This window comes from Bacillus kwashiorkori, from assembly GCF_001375515.1.
In the GTDB taxonomy this organism is placed as follows: Bacteria; Bacillota; Bacilli; order Bacillales; family Caldibacillaceae; genus Bacillus_BK; species Bacillus_BK kwashiorkori.
Genome location: NZ_CTDX01000012.1, coordinates 100,425 through 119,808, shown reverse-complemented (window position 1 = coordinate 119,808; position 19,384 = coordinate 100,425). Strand labels below are relative to the sequence as shown.

The 19,384-nt window shown below is 36.8% G+C and carries 13 protein-coding genes; 2 read left to right on the top strand and 11 right to left on the bottom strand.

The features are described from left to right. Positions 1-527: 527 nt before the first annotated feature. Positions 528-1,715: an acetyl-CoA C-acetyltransferase gene (locus tag BN1242_RS03745; RefSeq protein WP_062351476.1), complete on the bottom strand. Its 1,188-nt coding sequence runs from the start codon at positions 1,713-1,715 to the stop codon at positions 528-530. Positions 1,716-2,081: 366 nt separating this feature from the next. Beyond that, positions 2,082-4,157 (bottom strand): heterodisulfide reductase-related iron-sulfur binding cluster, encoded by a 2,076-nt coding sequence (locus tag BN1242_RS03740; protein WP_238985078.1) that lies wholly within the window; start codon positions 4,155-4,157, stop codon positions 2,082-2,084. Between the two features lie 418 nt (positions 4,158-4,575). Between BN1242_RS03740 and cls the strand changes: the two genes are divergently transcribed. Beyond that, positions 4,576-5,778, top strand: coding sequence for a cardiolipin synthase (gene cls, locus BN1242_RS03735; protein ID WP_071435428.1), 1,203 nt, complete (start codon positions 4,576-4,578; stop codon positions 5,776-5,778). Between the two features lie 56 nt (positions 5,779-5,834). Here the strand turns inward: cls and BN1242_RS03730 are convergent, their stop codons facing one another. The 6 genes from BN1242_RS03730 to BN1242_RS03705 form a co-directional block, all read right to left on the bottom strand. Next, complete coding sequence (locus BN1242_RS03730; RefSeq protein WP_062351469.1) at positions 5,835-8,114, bottom strand: glycoside hydrolase family 65 protein; 2,280 nt, start codon at positions 8,112-8,114, stop codon at positions 5,835-5,837. A gap of 375 nt (positions 8,115-8,489) precedes the next feature. Continuing rightward, positions 8,490-10,550 carry an amylo-alpha-1,6-glucosidase gene (locus BN1242_RS03725; protein ID WP_062351466.1) on the bottom strand — a complete coding sequence of 687 codons (2,061 nt, stop codon included), beginning with the start codon at positions 10,548-10,550 and terminating at the stop codon, positions 8,490-8,492. A 59-nt stretch (positions 10,551-10,609) separates the two neighbouring features. After that, positions 10,610-11,287 carry a YesL family protein gene (locus BN1242_RS03720; protein ID WP_062351463.1) on the bottom strand — a complete coding sequence of 226 codons (678 nt, stop codon included), beginning with the start codon at positions 11,285-11,287 and terminating at the stop codon, positions 10,610-10,612. Between the two features lie 130 nt (positions 11,288-11,417). Further along, positions 11,418-12,251 carry a carbohydrate ABC transporter permease gene (locus BN1242_RS03715; protein WP_062351460.1) on the bottom strand — a complete coding sequence of 278 codons (834 nt, stop codon included), beginning with the start codon at positions 12,249-12,251 and terminating at the stop codon, positions 11,418-11,420. Then, the gene (locus tag BN1242_RS03710) at positions 12,251-13,126 is read right to left on the bottom strand and encodes a carbohydrate ABC transporter permease (RefSeq protein WP_062351456.1); all 876 of its coding nucleotides are present in this window, start codon (positions 13,124-13,126) and stop codon (positions 12,251-12,253) included. Before BN1242_RS03710 ends, BN1242_RS03715 begins: the two co-directional genes overlap by 1 nt. Before the next feature lie 96 nt (positions 13,127-13,222). Further along, a complete protein-coding gene (locus tag BN1242_RS03705; protein ID WP_077216097.1) occupies positions 13,223-14,485 on the bottom strand; it encodes a sugar ABC transporter substrate-binding protein in 1,263 nt (420 codons plus the stop codon). A 208-nt stretch (positions 14,486-14,693) separates the two neighbouring features. On the opposite strand from BN1242_RS03705, the gene BN1242_RS03700 reads away from it, so the two are divergent. Then, positions 14,694-15,434, top strand: a complete 741-nt coding sequence (locus tag BN1242_RS03700; protein WP_062351453.1) for an AraC family transcriptional regulator — start codon at positions 14,694-14,696, stop codon at positions 15,432-15,434. Between the two features lie 93 nt (positions 15,435-15,527). Here the strand turns inward: BN1242_RS03700 and BN1242_RS03695 are convergent, their stop codons facing one another. From BN1242_RS03695 to BN1242_RS03685, 3 genes are all read right to left on the bottom strand, one after another. Next, positions 15,528-16,820, bottom strand: coding sequence for an NCS2 family permease (locus tag BN1242_RS03695; RefSeq protein ID WP_062351450.1), 1,293 nt, complete (start codon positions 16,818-16,820; stop codon positions 15,528-15,530). A 140-nt stretch (positions 16,821-16,960) separates the two neighbouring features. Beyond that, complete coding sequence (argS, locus tag BN1242_RS03690) at positions 16,961-18,634, bottom strand: arginine--tRNA ligase (protein WP_062351445.1); 1,674 nt, start codon at positions 18,632-18,634, stop codon at positions 16,961-16,963. After that, the gene (locus tag BN1242_RS03685) at positions 18,631-19,065 is read right to left on the bottom strand and encodes a YwiB family protein (protein ID WP_062351442.1); all 435 of its coding nucleotides are present in this window, start codon (positions 19,063-19,065) and stop codon (positions 18,631-18,633) included. The genes argS and BN1242_RS03685 overlap by 4 nt, the downstream gene beginning before the upstream one ends. Between the last annotated feature and the right edge of the window lie 319 nt (positions 19,066-19,384).

Here is a 19,384-nt window from a genome sequence, read left to right as displayed (position 1 = left end):
GATTTCTCTTAAAAAAATCCCTATGAAAAGTTAGGTCACTGAAAAAGCCTTTTCCACTGTATTGATAGCTCCGTTTGAGTTGGTTGCAAACTTTGTTCATAAAAATTCCATTGACCGTAACTAGCCCTTTATTCTTTCCTAGCTGAAGATTGGTGTTGATTTCCGTTTCAAATTTATTTGTGACGAATCCAGCGACAGGAACAGGCGGACGCTTTCCGCGGGCACGGCCTCAGCCTCTTCTACGCTACGCATTTCCTTATTTCTGGCTCGTGCTGTTCCCGCAGGGTAAGGAACGCAACGACCGCGACGCATCGCACGAAGGAAAAAGCGAATGCTTTTTTCGAGGAGTCGCCGCCTTCCACTACAGTCAACAACTACCTATAAATCAACAATCAACAATAACATAGCCATTCTTTTTAAAAAAAAGAAAGATAATTTTTTAGCGAAGAAAGACTGAATAACGGCTGAACAAACAAGTTTGAACAGCCAAAAAGATAGCCCATTTCGAGCTAGTTTTTTCCTTACACTTACTGTTTCGGAACTTCAATTAAAATTGCATCACCTTGACCGCCACCGCTACAAATTGCAGCAATTCCTAGGCCGCCTCCTCTTCTCTGCAACTCATAAGCTAAAGTTAAAATAATTCTCGCTCCACTTGCGCCAATTGGATGTCCGAGTGCGACTGCCCCACCGTTCACATTCACCTTTTCTTCATCTAAGCCAGCAATTTTGTTAGAAGCTAAGGCGACAGTTGCAAATGCTTCGTTAATTTCAAACAAATCAATTTCATCGATTGTTTTTCCGGTTTTTTTCAACAGATCATTAATAACAAGTCCTGGAGTTTTCGGGAAGTCCTTCGCTTCAACGGCAACTTGCGCATTGGCGATAATCGTTGCTAACGGCTTTCTTCCTTCTCTCAACGCTTTTTCTTCACTCATTAATACGAGGGCACAGGCTCCATCATTAACCCCTGGTGCGTTTCCAGCGGTGATGGATCCATCTTCACCAAATACAGGTTTTAGTTTTGTTAACTTTTCTAAACTAGTATCTTTTCTCGGTGCTTCGTCTTGAGATACGATAATCGGCTCACCTTTTCGGGTAGGAATATGAACCGGCACTATTTCTTCGGATAGCTTACCTGATTCCATTGCGGCAATTGCCCTTTGATGGCTGCGATACGCCCAACGATCTTGGTCATCGCGTAAAATTTCTAATTCCTTTGATGTAGAGTTACCGTACGTGCCCATATGAACACCGGTGAAGCTACATGTCAGTCCATCGTGAATCATCGAGTCAATGAGTTGCCCGTGACCCATGCGATACCCAGTGCGAGCTTTTGGTAGTATGTAAGGGGCATTGGACATCGATTCCATCCCACCAGCAACAATCGTTTCACATTCCCCTGCGCGAATGTATAAGTCTGCAATAGTGACACTGCGCATTCCTGAAGCACAAACTTTGTTAATCGTTTCTGTGCTAATATGCCAAGGAATTTCTGCATTTCTTGCTGCCTGTCTTGATGGAAGTTGTCCTTGACCTCCTTGTAATACTGTCCCTAAGATGACGTGGTTCACTTCTTCAGGTTGTAGGTTGGATCGTTTTAACGCTTCTTTAATGGCAATTCCGCCAAGTTGTGCAGCATGAAATGTACTAAGTGCACCTCCTAGTTTGCCAAATGGTGTTCTTGCCCCTTCTAAAATAACTGTTCTCCCCATAATCTTTCCCCTTTCATTTTTTATGTAAAATGATTAAAGAATCTAGTCTAAATTAGGTTGCTTTTAGACAATTCTTTGGTAACGTTTTCAATATATTGTGCATTTTTACAAGGATTATCGTATTTTTTATAAAACATGCAAGTGACTGAACGCTCGCTCAATCAATTGCTAATAAAAAAGTAGCACTAGCTTATAATTTTTTACAGAAATTAGGAGACCCTTGCGATTTGTCCTCACTAATAGGGACTCCTAATTCCTGATCTACATAATAGTCGCCAAATACAATAATTATGCTCCCTGTAGCTTCACTGTCGTTTTTCACTACTTGCTAAATCACATTAAAGAAAACGGTTATTTTTTATTATTCTACGAGGCTACTGTTATTTCCTCCCCCAAAACTGCTTTTTCTAAAAGTTCTGCTACATCGTATGTTTTTACTGTATCTTCTACTTCTACTGCTTTCGTCCCATCCGATAGCATTGTCAAGCAGTACGGACAGCCAGAACTAATTGTCGTAGGATTCACTGCTAATGCTTGTTCCGTTCTTGCTACGTTAATCCGTTGCCCCGTATCTTCTTCCATCCACATGAGCCCACCACCAGCACCACAGCACATTCCATCTTCGCGATTCCGGGCCATTTCGACAAGTTCCACACCAGCAATTGATTTTAAAATTTCCCGTGGCGGATCATATACTTCATTATATCTGCCTAAGTAACAGGAATCGTGAAAGGTAATTTTTTCGTTAACTGGGTATTTTGGTTTTAGTCTGCCTGCCTTAATTAGTTCAGCGAGTAACTCCGTATGATGATACACTTCAGCAGTAAAACCAAAGTCTGGATATTCGTTTTTAAAAATATTATATGCGTGCGGATCGATTGTTACGATTTTCTTTACTTCATTTTTTTCAAATTCGGCGATATTGTTAGTTGCAAGTTCTTGGAATAAAAATTCGTTTCCGAGCCGTCTTGCTGTGTCTCCAGAGTTTTTCTCTTTGTTTCCTAAGATTGCAAACTTCACACCAGCTTCATTCATTAGTTTTGCGAAGGATAGAGCAATTTTTTGACTGCGGTTATCAAAGGATCCCATAGAGCCAACCCAGAATAAATATTCAAATTCTTCTCCATTTTTCTTTAGTTCTTTTACTGTTGGAATAACGACATCATCACGTAAGTTGCGCCAGTTTTCTTTTTCTTTCCGATTCAAGCCCCACGGATTACCTTGTCTTTCAATATTTTGCATGGCGCGTTGGGCATCTGCATTCATTTTTCCTTCTGTTAACACAAGATAGCGACGTAAATCAATGATTTTATCGACATGTTCATTCATTACCGGGCATTGATCTTCACAATTCCGACAAGTGGTACAAGCCCAAATTTCTTCTTCGGTTATAATATCTCCTATTAAACTAGGATTATATTGTAATGTTGCAGCAGCTTCCTGTTGACCAGAGCTTGCACCTTGCATCGCTAATTGGTTTCCTACGGTGTTTGCGAATGCCACTTGTGGAACCCAAGGCGATTTGGATGTTACAGCAGCCCCGTAGTTCGTTAAATGGTCGCGCAGCTTTACGATGAGATCCATTGGCGATAGCATTTTTCCGGTACCTGTTGCTGGGCACATATTTGTACAACGACCACATTCGACACAGGCGTAAAGGTCGACTAATTGTAGTTGAGTAAAATCGGTAATTTTCCCGACACCAAAGCTTTCTTGGCTTTCATCTTCAAAATCAATTGGTTTTAGTTTCCCTGGTTTGTCTAATCTATTAAGAAATACGTTGATAGGGCCAGCGATTAAGTGGGCGTGCTTGGATTGCGGCACATATACTAAAAATGTTAGTAATACGAGTAAATGAATCCACCAAGCGATATAAAAAATCGTGATAGCAACCGGTGTGCTTGCCCATCCAAAGGCTAGTGCAATGACAGATGCGATTGGCTCTGTCCACACTGGGTCGGTTCCGTGCCAAATCATAGTCATTCCGTTCCCGAGTAATACTGTTAACATAAGACTTCCGATAAAAATAAGTACAAGTCCGTTTTTAATGCCTCGTTTTAAGCGGACAAGTTTTTCAATGTAACGGCGGTAAAATGCCCATACTACCGCTACTAAAATAGTAAAGGTAACAATTTCTTGGAAAAATGTAAATCCAGGGTATAATGGTCCGAGCGGTAAATGCCAGCCTGGTTTTAACCCTTTAATAATAAAATCAATGGCACCGAATTGGACGAGAATAAATCCGTAAAAGAACATGACATGGATAATTCCGCTTTTTTTGTCTTTTAAAAGTTTTTTCTGTCCAAAAACATTCGTCCAAATTTTTTCCCATCTTTCTTTGAAGCGACGGTCAAACTCTTCCTGTTTTCCAAGTTTAATATAGGCAATTCTCGTTTTTACGACATAAACGAATAAATATACCCCGTAAGCGATTACAGCAATTGTTGCAAGTAAGTTGACCCATAATAATGTTTGGCTCACTTTCATTCCCCCTATTGTAAAATATTTATGAAGTGCTCGTGATGATATGCCAGGAAATTTTTTTGCTATTTGAGGATAATGCTATTTCCTGTTTTTCCCACACCCCTAACCTAATTAGTGAAGTTAATTCGCCTATTCTATTTTCTATTATACAATAATGAATGAGCATTCAGTCAACTGTTATTCTATATTTTTTTAAAAAATTAGTCTTTTGGCGATTTTTTTTGATAGGAATGGGAGGTAATGGTTTTTTTGGAAAATTACGGTGGATTTTTGGGATCGGTATTAGTAAGGGTTGAAGGCAAATGGAATAAAATAGGTTTTTCCGGTTACACTAATAGTCAGTCTTTATGTCTATTTTTAAAGAGGTGGTCTCTTTTTGAGTTTGCTCACGTGGATATTTTTTGCTGTCCTTCTTTTTATTTTTTTCGTTTATTTGGATTTTGCTTTAGGAAGAAGAAGCCACATTAAAAATCTAGCAAAAAAGCGATTTCCTTCTAGAAAAAGTGATGTGTTAGTTTATACTTCTGGTCCACAGTTGTTTCAAAATTTATTTAAAGATGTCGATAAGGCGAAACATCATGTGCATTTACTTTTTTATATTGTCCGCAATGATGATTTTGGGTCTGAGTTTGTTGATTTATTAATGAAAAAAGTGCAAGAAGGGGTGAAAGTTCGACTTTTACTTGATTGGATTGGTAGTTTTCGTTTTTCTAGAAAAACAATAAAATTATTGCAGAAAAAGGGTGTTCATGTCGCCTTTTGTCATACACCGCGATTTCCATTTTTCCTTTATAAATTGCAATCAAGAAATCACCGGAAAATTACGGTCATTGATGGGGAAATTGGCTATTTAGGTGGTTTTAATGTTGGACGGGAATATATTAATGAAGATGATGTTTTGTCCCCTTGGCGAGATTGCCACGTTCGGTTTGTTGGTGAAGGGGTGAAAGATTTACAAGATCAATTTTTAATCGATTGGTTAGAGGCAACAGGGAAGGATTTAACAGCGTTAGTCGACTATTATCCTCCATTATATGCTGGAAGGGTCGATCATCGGTTTTATGCATCAGAAGGGGTCGAATTAGAAGATACGTATTGTCGCTTATTAAGACAGGCAAAAAAGGAGATATTTATCGGAACACCGTACTTCGTTCCAGGAAAAAAAGTGTTTCATGAGTTACTTACGGCGTTGAAAAGGGGAGTGAAGCTGACGATCATTGTACCGAAAAAACAAGATCATATTTTTGTGCAAGAAGCTTCCTTTCGTTATTTTCGAAAGTTGGTGAAAAATGGGGCGGTTGTTTTTCAATATGAGAATGGTTTTTATCATGCTAAATTAATTATTATCGATGATTTTGTTTGCTCGATTGGGACGGCTAATTTCGATATGCGTAGCTTATATTTAAATCATGAAATGAACAGTTTTTTCCGGGACCAAAAATTTATTGAGCAAATGAAAGCAATTGTTGCAAAAGATATAAGTAAATCTGTCCAAATGCCGGAAAAACTCCTCTTCGGCTTCCATCCATGGCGCAAACTAAAAGAGCTCATCGCCATTATTATTTCACCACTTTTATAATTGGGGACAGTCCCCCACCGCTTTAAAGCGATAAAGCGGCGGGGGACTGTTTTTTTTTAGATGTTAGGAATTACTGGGAGTGACAATTTTTCTTCTACGGTGTATTTTTTATCATAAATATGGATTTCTAAAGGTTCACCGGTAATTTGGATTGTCACAGACTCTTTATTAGTAAATAGTTTTATATCGCGTCCTTTAAATTGAAGGGAGCATTCGTAACCGTCCCATTTTTCTGGTACGCGTGGACAGAAGGAAATTCCCGTTTCTTTAATTCGAAGTCCAGCAAATCCAAATACAATTGCCATCCACGTTCCACCCATATTGGCAAGATGCAAGCCGTCTTTCGTATTGCCGTGGGTATTATCCAAATCAAGGCGAGCTGTTTCGATAAAATATTCATATGCCTTATTCATTTCACCAATTTTCGCACCCATAATGCTGAATACACAGGAAGAAAGGGACGAATCATGGGTAGTAATTTTTTCATAATAATGATACGAATTTTTAATTGTATCTAAATCTGCCTCATCTTCCAACAGGAAATGTGCTAAAACCGTATCTGCTTGTTTACACACTTGATAACGGTACAATGTAAGCGGATGATAGTGCAGTAACAATGGGTAGTGGTCTTTTGGTGTATTCTCAAAATCCCAAACAGCCTTTTGTAAAAATGAATCATCTTGTGCATGGATTTCTAATGTTTCATCATATGGCAAATACATCTTTGTAGCGGCTTTTTGCCACATTTCTACTTCTGCCTCCTCTAAATGGAGACGACCGTTAAGTTCTTTAAAGTAATTAGGGGCTTCCGCTTGTAGTTTTGCGAATGCTTTCACAGCCCAATTTAAGTTATATTTTGCCATCACATTCGTATAAAAATTATTGTTCACAATCGCTGTATATTCATCTGGACCTGTCACATCATCAATCCGGAATTGATCATCTTTAAAATGTCCTGTTTCCAACCATAGCCGAGCCGTTTCAAACAATACTTCCGCCACATATTTGTGGAAAAACTCCTCGTCGCCCGTCGCCAAATAATATTGAACAAAGCCGTACGCAATATCCGCACTAATATGATACTGAGCAGTCCCAGCTGGAAAATATGGAGAACATTCTCCTCCTGATATCGTCCGCCACGGGAATAACGCACCTTGCTTATGACCCATCTCTATTGCCCGCTCTCTAGCATGATCAAGTAACGAATAGCGATAGAGAAGTAATTGTTTAGCAAGGTCTGGCTTAGTCATAATGAAGATTGGCAACATATATATTTCCGTATCCCAGAAATAATGTCCTTCATAACCTTCACCTGATAAACCTTTAGCTGCAATATTCGAGTAGGAATCCCTGCCTGCTGATTGTAGTAAGTGGTATAAGTTAAAGCGAATACCTTCTTGCACTTTCTCATCACCGATAATTTTTACATTGGCATGTGACCAAAACTCATTTAAGTATTGCTCTTGTTCCTTTAAAAAATCTGTAAAAGAGTAGTTTTTTAGTCCATCTTGTAAAATAATTCCTTGTTCTATTAAATTTTCACCGTGCCGTAACGTATCAACATAGACATTTCGTTTTTCAATTACTGCTTGTTTTGACAAACGAAATTTCCATTCTGTTTGAACTATTCTTTCCTCTATAAAATCTTTGCGAGTGCCCTCATTCATTACATAGGAAGTAATACAAGCGGTTCGCAAATTGGATCTAGATGTTTCATTCATTACAACTACATAGTCTTGTTCTACTTTCGCTTCCAATGTATTCAAAAGTTTCGCATGTCCAGAACCGACTCTCGGATCATTTTCATTTACATAATTTGTGACATCGCCATTTACAGTGGAAATAATTTTTACATCACCAAAGAAGTTTATTGGCTCTATTCGCACCTGAATGGCGAACAGTTCTTTTCTTTCAAAGGAAACTAGTCGGTTGAAAGTGAGTTTAATTTCTCTTCCTTTTGGTGAACGCCAATGAATGATTCTTTCTAAAAAACCTTTGTTTAAATATAGATTTCTTTCATACTCTAGTACTTCTCCTTCGAAAAGAGAGAATCGCTCTTCGTCTTCTCCTAGAAAAATCTCTAATGTTTGTGCGTCTATGATGTTAACAATTTTTTGTTGAGTAGATGGAAATCCATATAATTTTTCACCATATGAAATGTCTACTACGTCGTGAAAAGCATTAATATACGTACCTCTAATTGTATCCGACTGTCCTGGATACCCTTCTTCAAAATTCCCTCTCACCCCTAGGAAACCGTTTGCAAGGGAGAATAAACTTTCTTCTAAAAGTAACGAATCTGTCGTTAACGATTTGCTGCTAATTGTCCATGACATATGAAACACTCCGATTACTATATATTTTTCTTCGTCCTCCGTATTTTCTCCATTATAACTAGATAGATTCTTAAATGCGGGAGAAAGTGAAATTAATTACATCTATTGTAATGGGAAACTGCCTCTTCCTATATTATTTTTTTTAGCATTTTGTTAAAATCTTTGTGAAAGGATGGATATTTATGAAACAAGTTAAATCGGTTCACTTACTAGTAAAGCATTACTGTTTGTTCAACAAAAAAATTTAGATTTGTTGAATGGAATGGTAAGTACGCTAGAGGGCTATTATGAATAACTTGCCACTCTAGGTACAAAGTAGTGTTTAATTAATATTTTTTACCGTCTTTACTTATCGCCCACCTGTTAAAAAATCATTTAACTAATAGAATATCCCGTTGAATTTTCATGTATTATGACATGATAGTCATTGTGGTTTTTTTCAATGGTTAAAGTTAAGAAACCTTTTCCGATTGGCATCTTTGAAATCTCCATATATGTTGTATTCTCAGGAAATACAGGAGTTAGTTCTATGCGTTTGTTTATTCCGTCCAGTTTTAATCCCATCATCACTTGTAATATAACAATAGCCGTTGCCGCTGACCAACTTTGAGGTGAGCATGTAGTTGGGTATGGTATAGGATATCCTATTTCGGAGCTGTGACCAGCAAAGAGTTCTGGGAGTCTGCTGTATTCAAAGTGTTTGGACGATTTAACTAGTCCTGTTATCACCTTTTCTGCTTCCTCGCTATATTTATGCTTTGACAATCCTAAAAGAATCATCCCGTTATCGTGTGGCCAGACAGAACCGTTATGATAACTTAACGGGTTATATCCTGTAGAAAGAGAACTCATTGTTCGGATTCCAAATCCTGAAAACATATCTTCTGCAGTTAATCGTTTAACAACTTGGCTCCTATTTTTGCTTTCCACTACACTAGAAAACAATAAATGGCCAGGGTTGGAGGTAACGGATTCTACTTTATTATTATTTTGATCAAGAGCTATTGCGTAATACTGCTCGTCTTCCATCCAATAATAAGCATTAATATTTCTTTTTAATATATTTGCCTCGGCCTCTAGTTTATCCGCTAAGGCATCATCGCCCATTTTTTTCAATAAAGGAGCAAGCATTTTTTTTGCTTGATAAGCATAACCTTGTACTTCTATTAAAGCTATTGGAGATTCTCCATATTCCCCATTTTTATGAATAATTGAGTTGCTTGAGTCCTTCCAACCTTGATTTGGAAACCCTTTTTCTGCATTTTGTTTATAGGAGATAAAGCCAGTTTCTGGATCTGCCTTTTTATCCATCCACATTAGTGCCTGATCGATATTTGGTTTCAGTTGGTTAATAAAATCCAAGTCAGCCGTCCACTGATAATATTCTGCAATCAAAATGAGGAATAGTGGGGTAGCATCAATTGTCCCATAGTAAGGTGTAAAAGGAATTTGATTTGTATTCGCTAATTCCCCACTACGAAGCTCATGCATAATTTTCCCTGGTTCTTCATCTCTCCACACATTTTCTTCTTTCCCTTGAAATGCTGCTAACGTTTCAATCGTACCTTTTACTAGCGAAGGATTTAAAGGCAACATAAATAATGATGTTATTAGACTATCACGACCAAAAGGAACTGCATACCAAGGTACTCCTGCAGTCGGGATCTCTCCATAACCAACATCTGTCATTAACATTTTTAAATCTTGGATGCTTTGTTCAAACAACTTATTAACTTGTTCATTATCTGTTGCAAAATTTGTGATGGATCGTTTCCAATTTTCGTACTGATTATGTAGCAGCCCTTCTGCATCGTCGAAAGAATAATTCATTGATTTCTGATTTTCTATTATTGGGTTAATGGTAATTAACAGCTCTTTTCTTTCACTAGGTTGGAAATCCATTGTAAAGCAAACCGTTCCATGATCAAATATTGAGTGTTGCTGTATGTTCCATTCTATTAATGTTTCTCTTTTGATTTTGTCACTACCTACATAATGGAAGGATAGTTGTTTTTCTCCCTTTTGTTGCCCAAGTGGAGTTCCTACCTGACCATCTCTATATTTACGTACGATAAACATATCTTGAAAATCAGCGGATAAATGTAAAGTTATATCGTGTTGTTTTGCAGTTAAAAAATGATTAATAAAAGATATTCGTTCATATAAAACTCCATTAAAAATAAATCTTTCTCTTTTGATTTCTAGCGTTCCCTTATCCTTTTCATCTACCATTGAGTGAAACACAGCTTTATAACTTTTTGGATTAGATGAACTTAATAAAACTGGTTTTGTACCATCAATAGTGAGTACTAATTTACTTAGAAACCTTGTATCTTTCATAAAAAGACCGTAAGAATCGGAAGTACTTTCATCAATATCGCCTGTTATTTCTGTTAGTAAAAAAATATCGCCATCTTTGATTACGTTATAATCCACTAATTTAACTCCTTCCGTAGATACGAATGATGTTATAAAAATTTTTTAAACAAGTCTTACTAACTTGTTATTTTTTTGTACATTTGATAAAAAATTAGAAACGAAAAATAGGCTGTAAGGGATCCTGTAAAAAGTGGAAATAAAAACCATATTTTAAAAACCCCTACATAACCAAATAAAGTAGTTACGAGTAAAGTTAGTAAATAAGTTAACGGTTTTCCGATAGTGATAAGGAAAGCATTTTTTAATAAACTTTTTAAATTTAATTCCAAATGCACCGTTAGGGATAGAAAATGAATCGTCACTACTAGTAAAACTGCCCCAACAGCTATTATTACGATAGAAAAGAAAGTGGAAGTATTTCGAAAATAGTAAAAGTCACCTACCCATATTAACCAAATAACCGTAAATAGGATACCTGCTTTAAAACTTTTCGAGAAGTTTATTTTCATATAGTTAAAAAATGACTTCGTTGTTGAACGCTGCGGTCGTTTCAATATCCAGTCCCTGACAGTTGCAAATAATGCAACGGTGCTTGGAAAAAACAAGAGGGTCGTAAACAGTAAGAATGCTAACACATAATATAAAACACCTATTTTTACTGGATTGTATAAAAAGTTCCATACTACAAACCATACTGGGATATTGAGTAAAAACCAGTAAAAATTTGCTATAAAAAACCGAATAACATAGTCGACTATCTCATTGGCAGCTTCTAAAAAATTACTACCTCTCATTTCCAAGCAACTCCTTTTAAGCAAGAAAAACATGGGTGTGTTCAACCTAGGATCAATCATTCGCTTTTTACGGATGATAAATAACTAAGTATTACCAACCCATGTTTTCCTAGAATTACAGCATTTTACTTTACTTAATTGCACCATCGGCAATTCCCTTTAAAATATACTTTTGTGCGAACACATAGAAAATAACAACTGGTATAATCGTTAATACTAACCCTGCCATTGCTTGATTCCATTGGATTGTAAATTCACCAAAGAAATAGAAAGTCGATAGTGGGATCGTTCTTAAGTCCTTGTCCGTTAAAGTTAATGATGGTAATAAGTAGTCATTCCAAATACTAATAACATTTAATATCATAACTGTTACGGTAATAGGTTTTAACATTGGGAAAATAATTCTCCAAAAAATACCGAATTTTGTTGCTCCATCTATCATTGCTGCCTCTTCAAGGGAGAGTGGGATAGATTTAATAAAGCCATGATAAAGGAACACTGCCATACTAGTATTAAAACCAATATTCATAAAAATTAATCCACCACGGGTATTGAGCATTGGAATACCTGTAGTTTTCATAATCCAGTTCATTTCTTGCATTAATGGCATCATAATAGTTTGGAATGGTATTAACATAGTCGCAATAAATGTCATAAAAATAATCTTACTTAATAAATTATTAGTCCTTGCCAACATCCAAGCTGTCATTGATGATAGAATTACGATAAATATGACAGACAATACCGTTATATATAAGGAATTGCCAAATGCTTTAAAGAAGTTCATCTTTTCTATCGCAGCCATATAATATTCAAAAGAAAAATTTGATGGCCAAGCTAAAACATTTTCGTATAGCTCAGCTCGGTTTTTGAACGAGTTTACTAGCATAATATAGATTGGCGAAAGGTAGAAAAGAGCGACTATGAAAAGAAGTATTTCATAAAATATCTTACCTTTTTTCATTACATTTCTACCTCCCGTTTCTTCGTTATATATACTTGAGTTAGTGAAATAATTGCAATTACTATGAAGAATACAATTGCTTTTGCTTGTCCATAACCATAATTGCTATATCCAAAAATTTCATTATATATATTTAAGGCGAACATCTCTGTTGAATTGATTGGACCCCCACCTGTTAGTGAAAGGTTTACATCATAGATTTTAAAAGCAAAAGATAAGGTTAAAAATAAAGAAATTGTTATTGATGGCATTAATAAAGGAAACACTATTTTCCTCAATCTTTGCCAATAATTTGCCCCATCTATTTTAGCCGCTTCCATTAGCTCCTCTGGTATGCTTTGTAGGCCAGCAATATAAATAATCATCATATAACCTGCCATTTGCCATGTGAATACAAGTACTAATGCATATACTGCTGATTTAGGATCTAATAGCCAATTATTAAAAACAGATTTAAGTCCAATACTTTCCCCCACGATTGCAAATGCATCTGAGAAAACGAAATTCCAAATATAACCTAAAATTAGTCCCCCAATTAAGTTGGGCATAAAGATCATCGTTCTAGTAATTTTAGCAGTTCTTAATGAAGAGGTGACGAGTAAAGAAAAAGTGATAGCAATTAGATTAACGGATATTAGTGCTAGCACAGTAAACTTAATAGTAACCCATGCTGATTGGAGAAAGCGTTCATCATCCAATAACTTAATAAAGTTTTCTATTCCAACAAATTCTTTTGTATTTGCTCCTATTCCATCCCAATCGAAAAAGGCATAATAAATACCACTTAAAAAAGGAATAATGACGACTATTGAAAAGATAAAGATGGAAGGTAATGTAAACACGGCAAACCATAATCGATTTTTAGTTTTTGACAATGCATTCCCTTCTTCCGTTTTTATTTTCCTGTTAACAAAACTGGACGCGCCATAAGTTTGACGTGTCCAATTTTGTTTAATAATTTTTATTACTTTTTACTTAATGGCGTTTTTGAATCCAGCATCTAATTTTTCTATTAATTGTTGACCAGTCATATCTTTCTTTAAGAAGAACTCTTGTGCAACTGGTGTAAAATCATTTACAATCATGTTTGGTGGATAGTAGCTATGTGACCATGGGATTGTTTGACCACTATTGGAAGCTTCTAATACAGCTTGGGATAGTGGATCAAGATCATTCGCTTTAATGTTAGTCATTGCTGGGACAAATCCAAATTCCTCAACAATATACTTTTGGCCAATTTCACTCGATACTAACCAATTTAGGAAATCATTAGCTGCCTTTACTTCCGCTTCGTCTTTTGTTCCATTAACCGCCCAGAAAGCACCTACACCTACAGCTAATTTATCATTTCCAGCCAATGGAAATGGCAACATACCTACTTCAAAGTCTAAATTATAATCAGCGAACATTCCCCAAGCCCAGTTACCTTGGTGCATCATAGCAGATTTTCCTGTTGCAAAATCTCCTACTTCTTCATCATAAGTTACTTCTAGAGGATTGGTCGAGTATTCTCTAATTACTTCCATAAATTTACCAAACTCTTGGAATTCAGGAGTTTCTGCCATTGTTACTTCTCCCGCAACCATTTTATCAATGAAAGCGTAGTTATCTGCTTGTATGGAGAACGGATAGTTACTCATATGTCCAATCAAGAAATAAGCTTCTTGTGATAGTCCATATGGATTAATTCCTTTATCTTTTAATGATTTTAATGTATTAGCAAAGGATTCATAGTCTTTGATATCCTCTGGTTTAACTAAATCTTTATTATAAACAATACCAAATCCTTCTACACCGTAAGGAAGGCCTACTACTTTATCATTCAATTTTAAATCCATATTTGGAGCAATATTTTTTACAAAATCTGCATCGCTTAAATCCGCCACATATGATTCTAGTTGTTGAGCTTGTCTTAGTCCTTCAAGGGTAAAGATCGATGGTCCTTGATCACTATTTAGACGAATTCGTAATTGTTGGAAATAGTCATCACCTGTCGTTCCCCATACTTCAACTTCTACTCCTGTTTCTTTCTCATACTCTTTTGCCAACGCCTCCAATTGATCTGAGATTTCCACCTTACTCTGAAATATGGTAATTTTTTTGGCGTCTCCTTTGTTTCCATTTTCTCCGGCTTTTTCTTTATCATCGCCACCGCCACTACAAGCCCCTAAAAACAAAACCATGACAGAAAGCAAAATTGCCATAAACCATACTTTTTTTCTCTTAATAACCATTGTACTTCCCCCTTAATATTTTTTTAACCCATTCCCATTGATTGATGTGAATGGTTAAATAATAATAGTTGTGAAGAACTTTAAAATGTAACCGCTTTATTTTTCTCTCAAACATGCCTCTTTACCTTGAATTTTAAGTTGAAATCATTTATCTTTATATTAAATATTTTTGTTTTTTATTAATTTTTTTGTGAAAGTTGGTATTCATATGAAAACAGAAGCTAAAAGAAGGTTGATTAACCAGTTTTATAAAGAACGAATTAAAAATAAGCAAAATGAATATGTACATCCTCCCTACTATTTGGAGAAAAAATTACTGACTGCTATTAAACTAGGTAATGAGATCGAAGCGGTTAAAACGTTGAAAGAAATTAATGGAAGGGAGCGAGCGAGATTATCTAATAACTCCTTACGTTCCTTAAAAAACTCGATTATTTGCTCCTGCACTTTATTTACAAGGGCATGTATTGAAGGAGGGGTTAGTCCGGAGAATGCTTATAATTTGAGTGACGTTCTTATTCAACAAATAGAACAGTTGGAGACAAAAGAGGACGTGGAAGAGTTTGAATATAATATGGTTCATACGTTTATCGAAATGTTAAAAGAAGAACAGATTCCGAAGTATACCGCTATTGTGACAAAAACTATTTCATATATTCATGAACATATACTTGCAGAGCTTTCTTTAGAAAAAATTGCCACAGACCTATTCGTTAATGCTAGCTATTTATCTAGTATTTTTAAAAAAGAGACGGGAACAACGCTTATAAATTACGTGAACCAAAAGAAAATTGAGGAATCCAAATATTTCTTGTTGCACTCAGATATATCCATTTCAGAAATCGCCAACCTCTTCCGCTTTTGTAATCAAAGCTACTATACCGCCCTATTTAAAAAAATCAATGGCCTCACGCCAAAAAAATTCCGCGAACTAGAAGGGGAATACTAAGCAGAAAGCACGCACTTTAGCGCTTTAAAGCGGTGGGGGACTGTCCCCAATTAGCAAAAAGCTCCCGATGCTTGTAGCAGGGAGCTTCGTTTTTTATATTATTTGAATGATGTAGTTGACGAGGAATAGGCCCGCGATGATGTATAGGGCTGTTGATACTTCTCGGGCTTTTCCCATCGTCATTTTTAGTAGTGGATATAAGATAAATCCGATGGCAATTCCATCGGCGATACTGTATGTGAATGGAATCATAGCAATAATAGTGATGGCTGGAAAAGCTTCCGTTAAGTCACGCAAATCAAGATGGCGAATGTTTTGTACCATTAATCCCCCAATGATAATTAATACAGGGGAGATGGCATTATCAGGTACCATTTTAATATACGGAATAAAAAAGATGGATAATAAAAATAGCATTCCTGTCGTTACAGCTGTTAACCCTGTTTTTCCGCCAGCAGCAATACTTGCCGTTGTTTCCACAGTCGCTACTGTTGGACTTGATCCGAAAAGGCCTGATAGCATCACTGATATCCCGTTTGCTTGGATTGCTTTTTGATATTTGCCATTCTGTTTTAAAAAAGATGTGTGTCCAGAAATTAGTCCAATATTTTCAAATACAACGACCATCGTTACTGAAAATACGGCTACTAAAAATGGAAAAGAAGACCATTTCGCAAAGGACATCGCTCCGAAAATATTTAAATAACTGGCGATGGAAAAACTTTCTAATTGCTGCTCGGGTAAAATACCGAATACCGAGGCAATGAAGGTCCCGATAAAAATACTCCATAAAAAGTGACCTTTCACATCACGAATAAATAATACGAGTGCGATGAGTAAAGTCAAAACTGTTGCAAGTACGATAGGGCTACTTAAATCTCCTAATGCAATTATAGAATTTGTGCCTCTTTCCACTAACTGTCCTTTTTCCAAACCGATTAACATTAAAAATAGCCCTAAACCAACATTAATAGCTTCCTTTAATGTCTTCGGTATCGCTTCACTTAAGATACGCGTTAAAGATGTGAAGGCAATAATGGTAAAAATGACACCAGAAACAAAGACAACAGCTAACGCTTCTTGCCACGTCAAGTTCATCGTCTGTACAAGTGTATAAGTAAATAAAGCGTTAATCCCCATTCCTGGAACGACGAGAATGGGAGCATTTGCCCACAACCCCATTAATACACAGCCGACAAAGGAAGTAAGTATAGTAGCTAAAATAGCTCCTTCAATCGGCATGCCCGCTTCCGATAAAATTAAGGAGTTAACAGCGATAATATACACAATTGTAAAAAACCCAACGAGACCGGCAACTATTTCTTGCTTTACTGTCGTTCCATGTTTCTCTAGTTGAAAAATCCCTCCATTAAACGTTTGTTTCATTGTTAACCTTCTTTAATGCTTATCCCTCTCCCGACCCGCTCTTCTAGCTAACGAACGCCGAAGAGCCACAAATATTATTCTAGTAAAACAATGCAAAAAGTCAATGGTGGAAAATACCGGGGGACAGTCCCCCCTTTTTTTTACATTTGTTGTGGTGCTTCAACGCCGATTAGGGTGAGTGCGTTTTTTAGCGTGATTTGGACGGTTTTGATTAGTCCAAGTCTTGCTTTTGTTTGTACGAGATTGTTTTCTTCGAGCACTTTTTCTGCATTATAGAAACTATGGAAGGCAGAAGCTAGTTCATGTATATAGTTCGTAATCCGCTGTGGCGATCTTCTGCCAGCTGCTTCTACAATTGCTTGCGGATATTCCCCAAGCTTTTTCAGTAAATCAACTTCCTTCTCTGCTCCTATACTTGAATAATCCCCATCTTGTGCCTGAACTTCTATTCCTAACTGTTCACTTTGACGAAGAATGCTGCATATTCGTGCATGGGCGTATTGAGCGTAATACACTGGGTTTTCATTAGACTTCGACACTGCTAAATCAAGGTCAAAATCAAGATGAGTATCTGCACTTCTCATCGCAAAGAAATAGCGAACCGCATCTAAACCAACTTCTTCGACAAGCTCGCGCATCGTCACCGCTTTTCCAGTTCTTTTACTCATCTTCATTTTTTCACCATTTTTAAACAGATGAACGAGTTGAATGATTTCCACTTCTAATGCATTCGGATCAAATCCAAGTGCTTCCATTGCAGCTTTCATCCGCGGAATATATCCATGATGGTCTGCACCCCAAATATTAATTACTTTCGCAAAGCCACGCTCAAACTTATCTTTATGGTAAGCAATATCCGGTGTCAAATACGTATAAGTACCGTCTTGTTTTATTAAAACGCGGTCCTTGTCATCACCAAATGGCATCGTTTGTAACCAAGTTGCCCCGTCTTTCTCATATATATGACCTTTTTCCCGAAGCGCCTGTAATGCTTCATCAATTTTTCCATTTTCATATAAGGACGTTTCACTAAACCATACATCAAATTTTACACGGAAATTTTCTAAATCTGTCTTCAACTTTTCCATTTCAATCGCTAAACTATACTTACGGAAAAACTCATATCGTTCTTCATCACTAACATGGACATATTTATCCCCGTATTCCTCGGCCAATTTTTTTCCTATTTGAATGATATCTTCACCATGATATCCATCTTCTGGCATCGGCTTATCCAATCCTAACGCCTGAAAATAGCGGGCTTCTGTTGACAAAGTAAGATTATGAATTTGATTTCCCGCATCATTAATATAATACTCCCGAGTAACATCATACCCAGCTGCATCTAAAATATTACATAAAGAATCCCCAACAGCCGCTCCCCGGGCATGTCCTAAATGCAAGTCACCAGTAGGATTAGCAGAAACAAACTCTACTTGGATTTTTTCTCCGTTGCCAAAATTGGTGCGACCATACTTTTCCCCCTCCTGTAAAACAGTAGGAATTAAGTCCACCAAATAACTATTATTCAAGAAAAAATTAATGAAACCAGGGCCGGCAATTTCTACTTTTTCAATGGATGCACTTTGCTTATCTATATTCGCAATTACTGCCTCGGCAATTTGACGCGGTGCTTTTTTAGCAACACGCGCTAGTTGCATTGCGATATTGGTAGAATAATCTCCGAATGCTTTTTCTTTCGGTGTTTCTAAAATAATATTTGGTATGACGGCTTCCTCTACTAAACCGGATGCGATACATGCCATTTTTATTGCAGATTTTAACTTTTCCTCTACTGCCATTACAATATTCATTGTTTTGCCTCCTTGAAAGTGAAGTCTAACTGATATAAACCGACATCAATATGCTCCATAAATAATTGATATTTTAATTGTAAATGCCCAACTTGTCCATTGCTTAATTTCGTAAATTCTATCGCCTTCGTTTCTGTCGATAATACAAATGTACCTTGTTCCGTTTGAAAAGTTCCTGTCATTTCATATCCTGGAATTAACACTAGGCGCATGTTCACGGCACCTCTGCGGGAAATCATTACCCGATTCTCTGAAATTTTCACTAATGAATGTATGGACCCAGAATCTGTCACTTCTTCATACTTTAAATAATGGGAGTCACCCTTTAAATAGTAATGTCCAAAAACTATCAACTCAAAGTCTTCATATACTCCATCTTGATTAATATGAGTCTTTAATGATATTTTTACTGGCAAACCAGTCCTTTCCATAACTCCACTTCCTTTAATTGCGATACATCTATAGTAAAGCCGTTTCCGGATTTTATCCTATTAAAACCGAATGGTAAAAGTTTATCTTTGTTGATTTTTAGGCAGTTGTTGATTGTAGTGTCAGGCGGTGACTCCTCGAAAAAAGCATTCGCTTTTTCCTTCGTGGAATGCGCAGCTATCGAAGCGTTCCTTGTCCTGCGGGAACAGCACGAGCCAGAAATAAGGAGACGCGGTGCATCGAAGCGGCTGAGGCCGTACCCGCGGAAAGCGTCCGCCTGTTCCTGTCCATTCGCTTAAGTCACCAATAAATTTGGAACGG

Excerpts from the sequence above, each read along its gene's own strand:
- BN1242_RS03685 (WP_062351442.1), bottom strand. The coding sequence starts at position 19,065 with ATGGAAAGGACTGGTTTGCCAGTAAAAATATCATTAAAGACTCATATT.
- BN1242_RS03720 (WP_062351463.1), bottom strand. The coding sequence starts at position 11,287 with ATGAGAGGTAGTAATTTTTTAGAAGCTGCCAATGAGATAGTCGACTAT.
- BN1242_RS03745 (WP_062351476.1), bottom strand. The coding sequence starts at position 1,715 with ATGGGGAGAACAGTTATTTTAGAAGGGGCAAGAACACCATTTGGCAAA.
- BN1242_RS03700 (WP_062351453.1), top strand. The coding sequence starts at position 14,694 with ATGAAAACAGAAGCTAAAAGAAGGTTGATTAACCAGTTTTATAAAGAA.
- BN1242_RS03695 (WP_062351450.1), bottom strand. The coding sequence starts at position 16,820 with ATGAAACAAACGTTTAATGGAGGGATTTTTCAACTAGAGAAACATGGA.
- argS (WP_062351445.1), bottom strand. The coding sequence starts at position 18,634 with ATGAATATTGTAATGGCAGTAGAGGAAAAGTTAAAATCTGCAATAAAA.
- BN1242_RS03730 (WP_062351469.1), bottom strand. The coding sequence starts at position 8,114 with ATGTCATGGACAATTAGCAGCAAATCGTTAACGACAGATTCGTTACTT.
- BN1242_RS03705 (WP_077216097.1), bottom strand. The coding sequence starts at position 14,485 with ATGGTTATTAAGAGAAAAAAAGTATGGTTTATGGCAATTTTGCTTTCT.
- BN1242_RS03715 (WP_062351460.1), bottom strand. The coding sequence starts at position 12,251 with ATGAAAAAAGGTAAGATATTTTATGAAATACTTCTTTTCATAGTCGCT.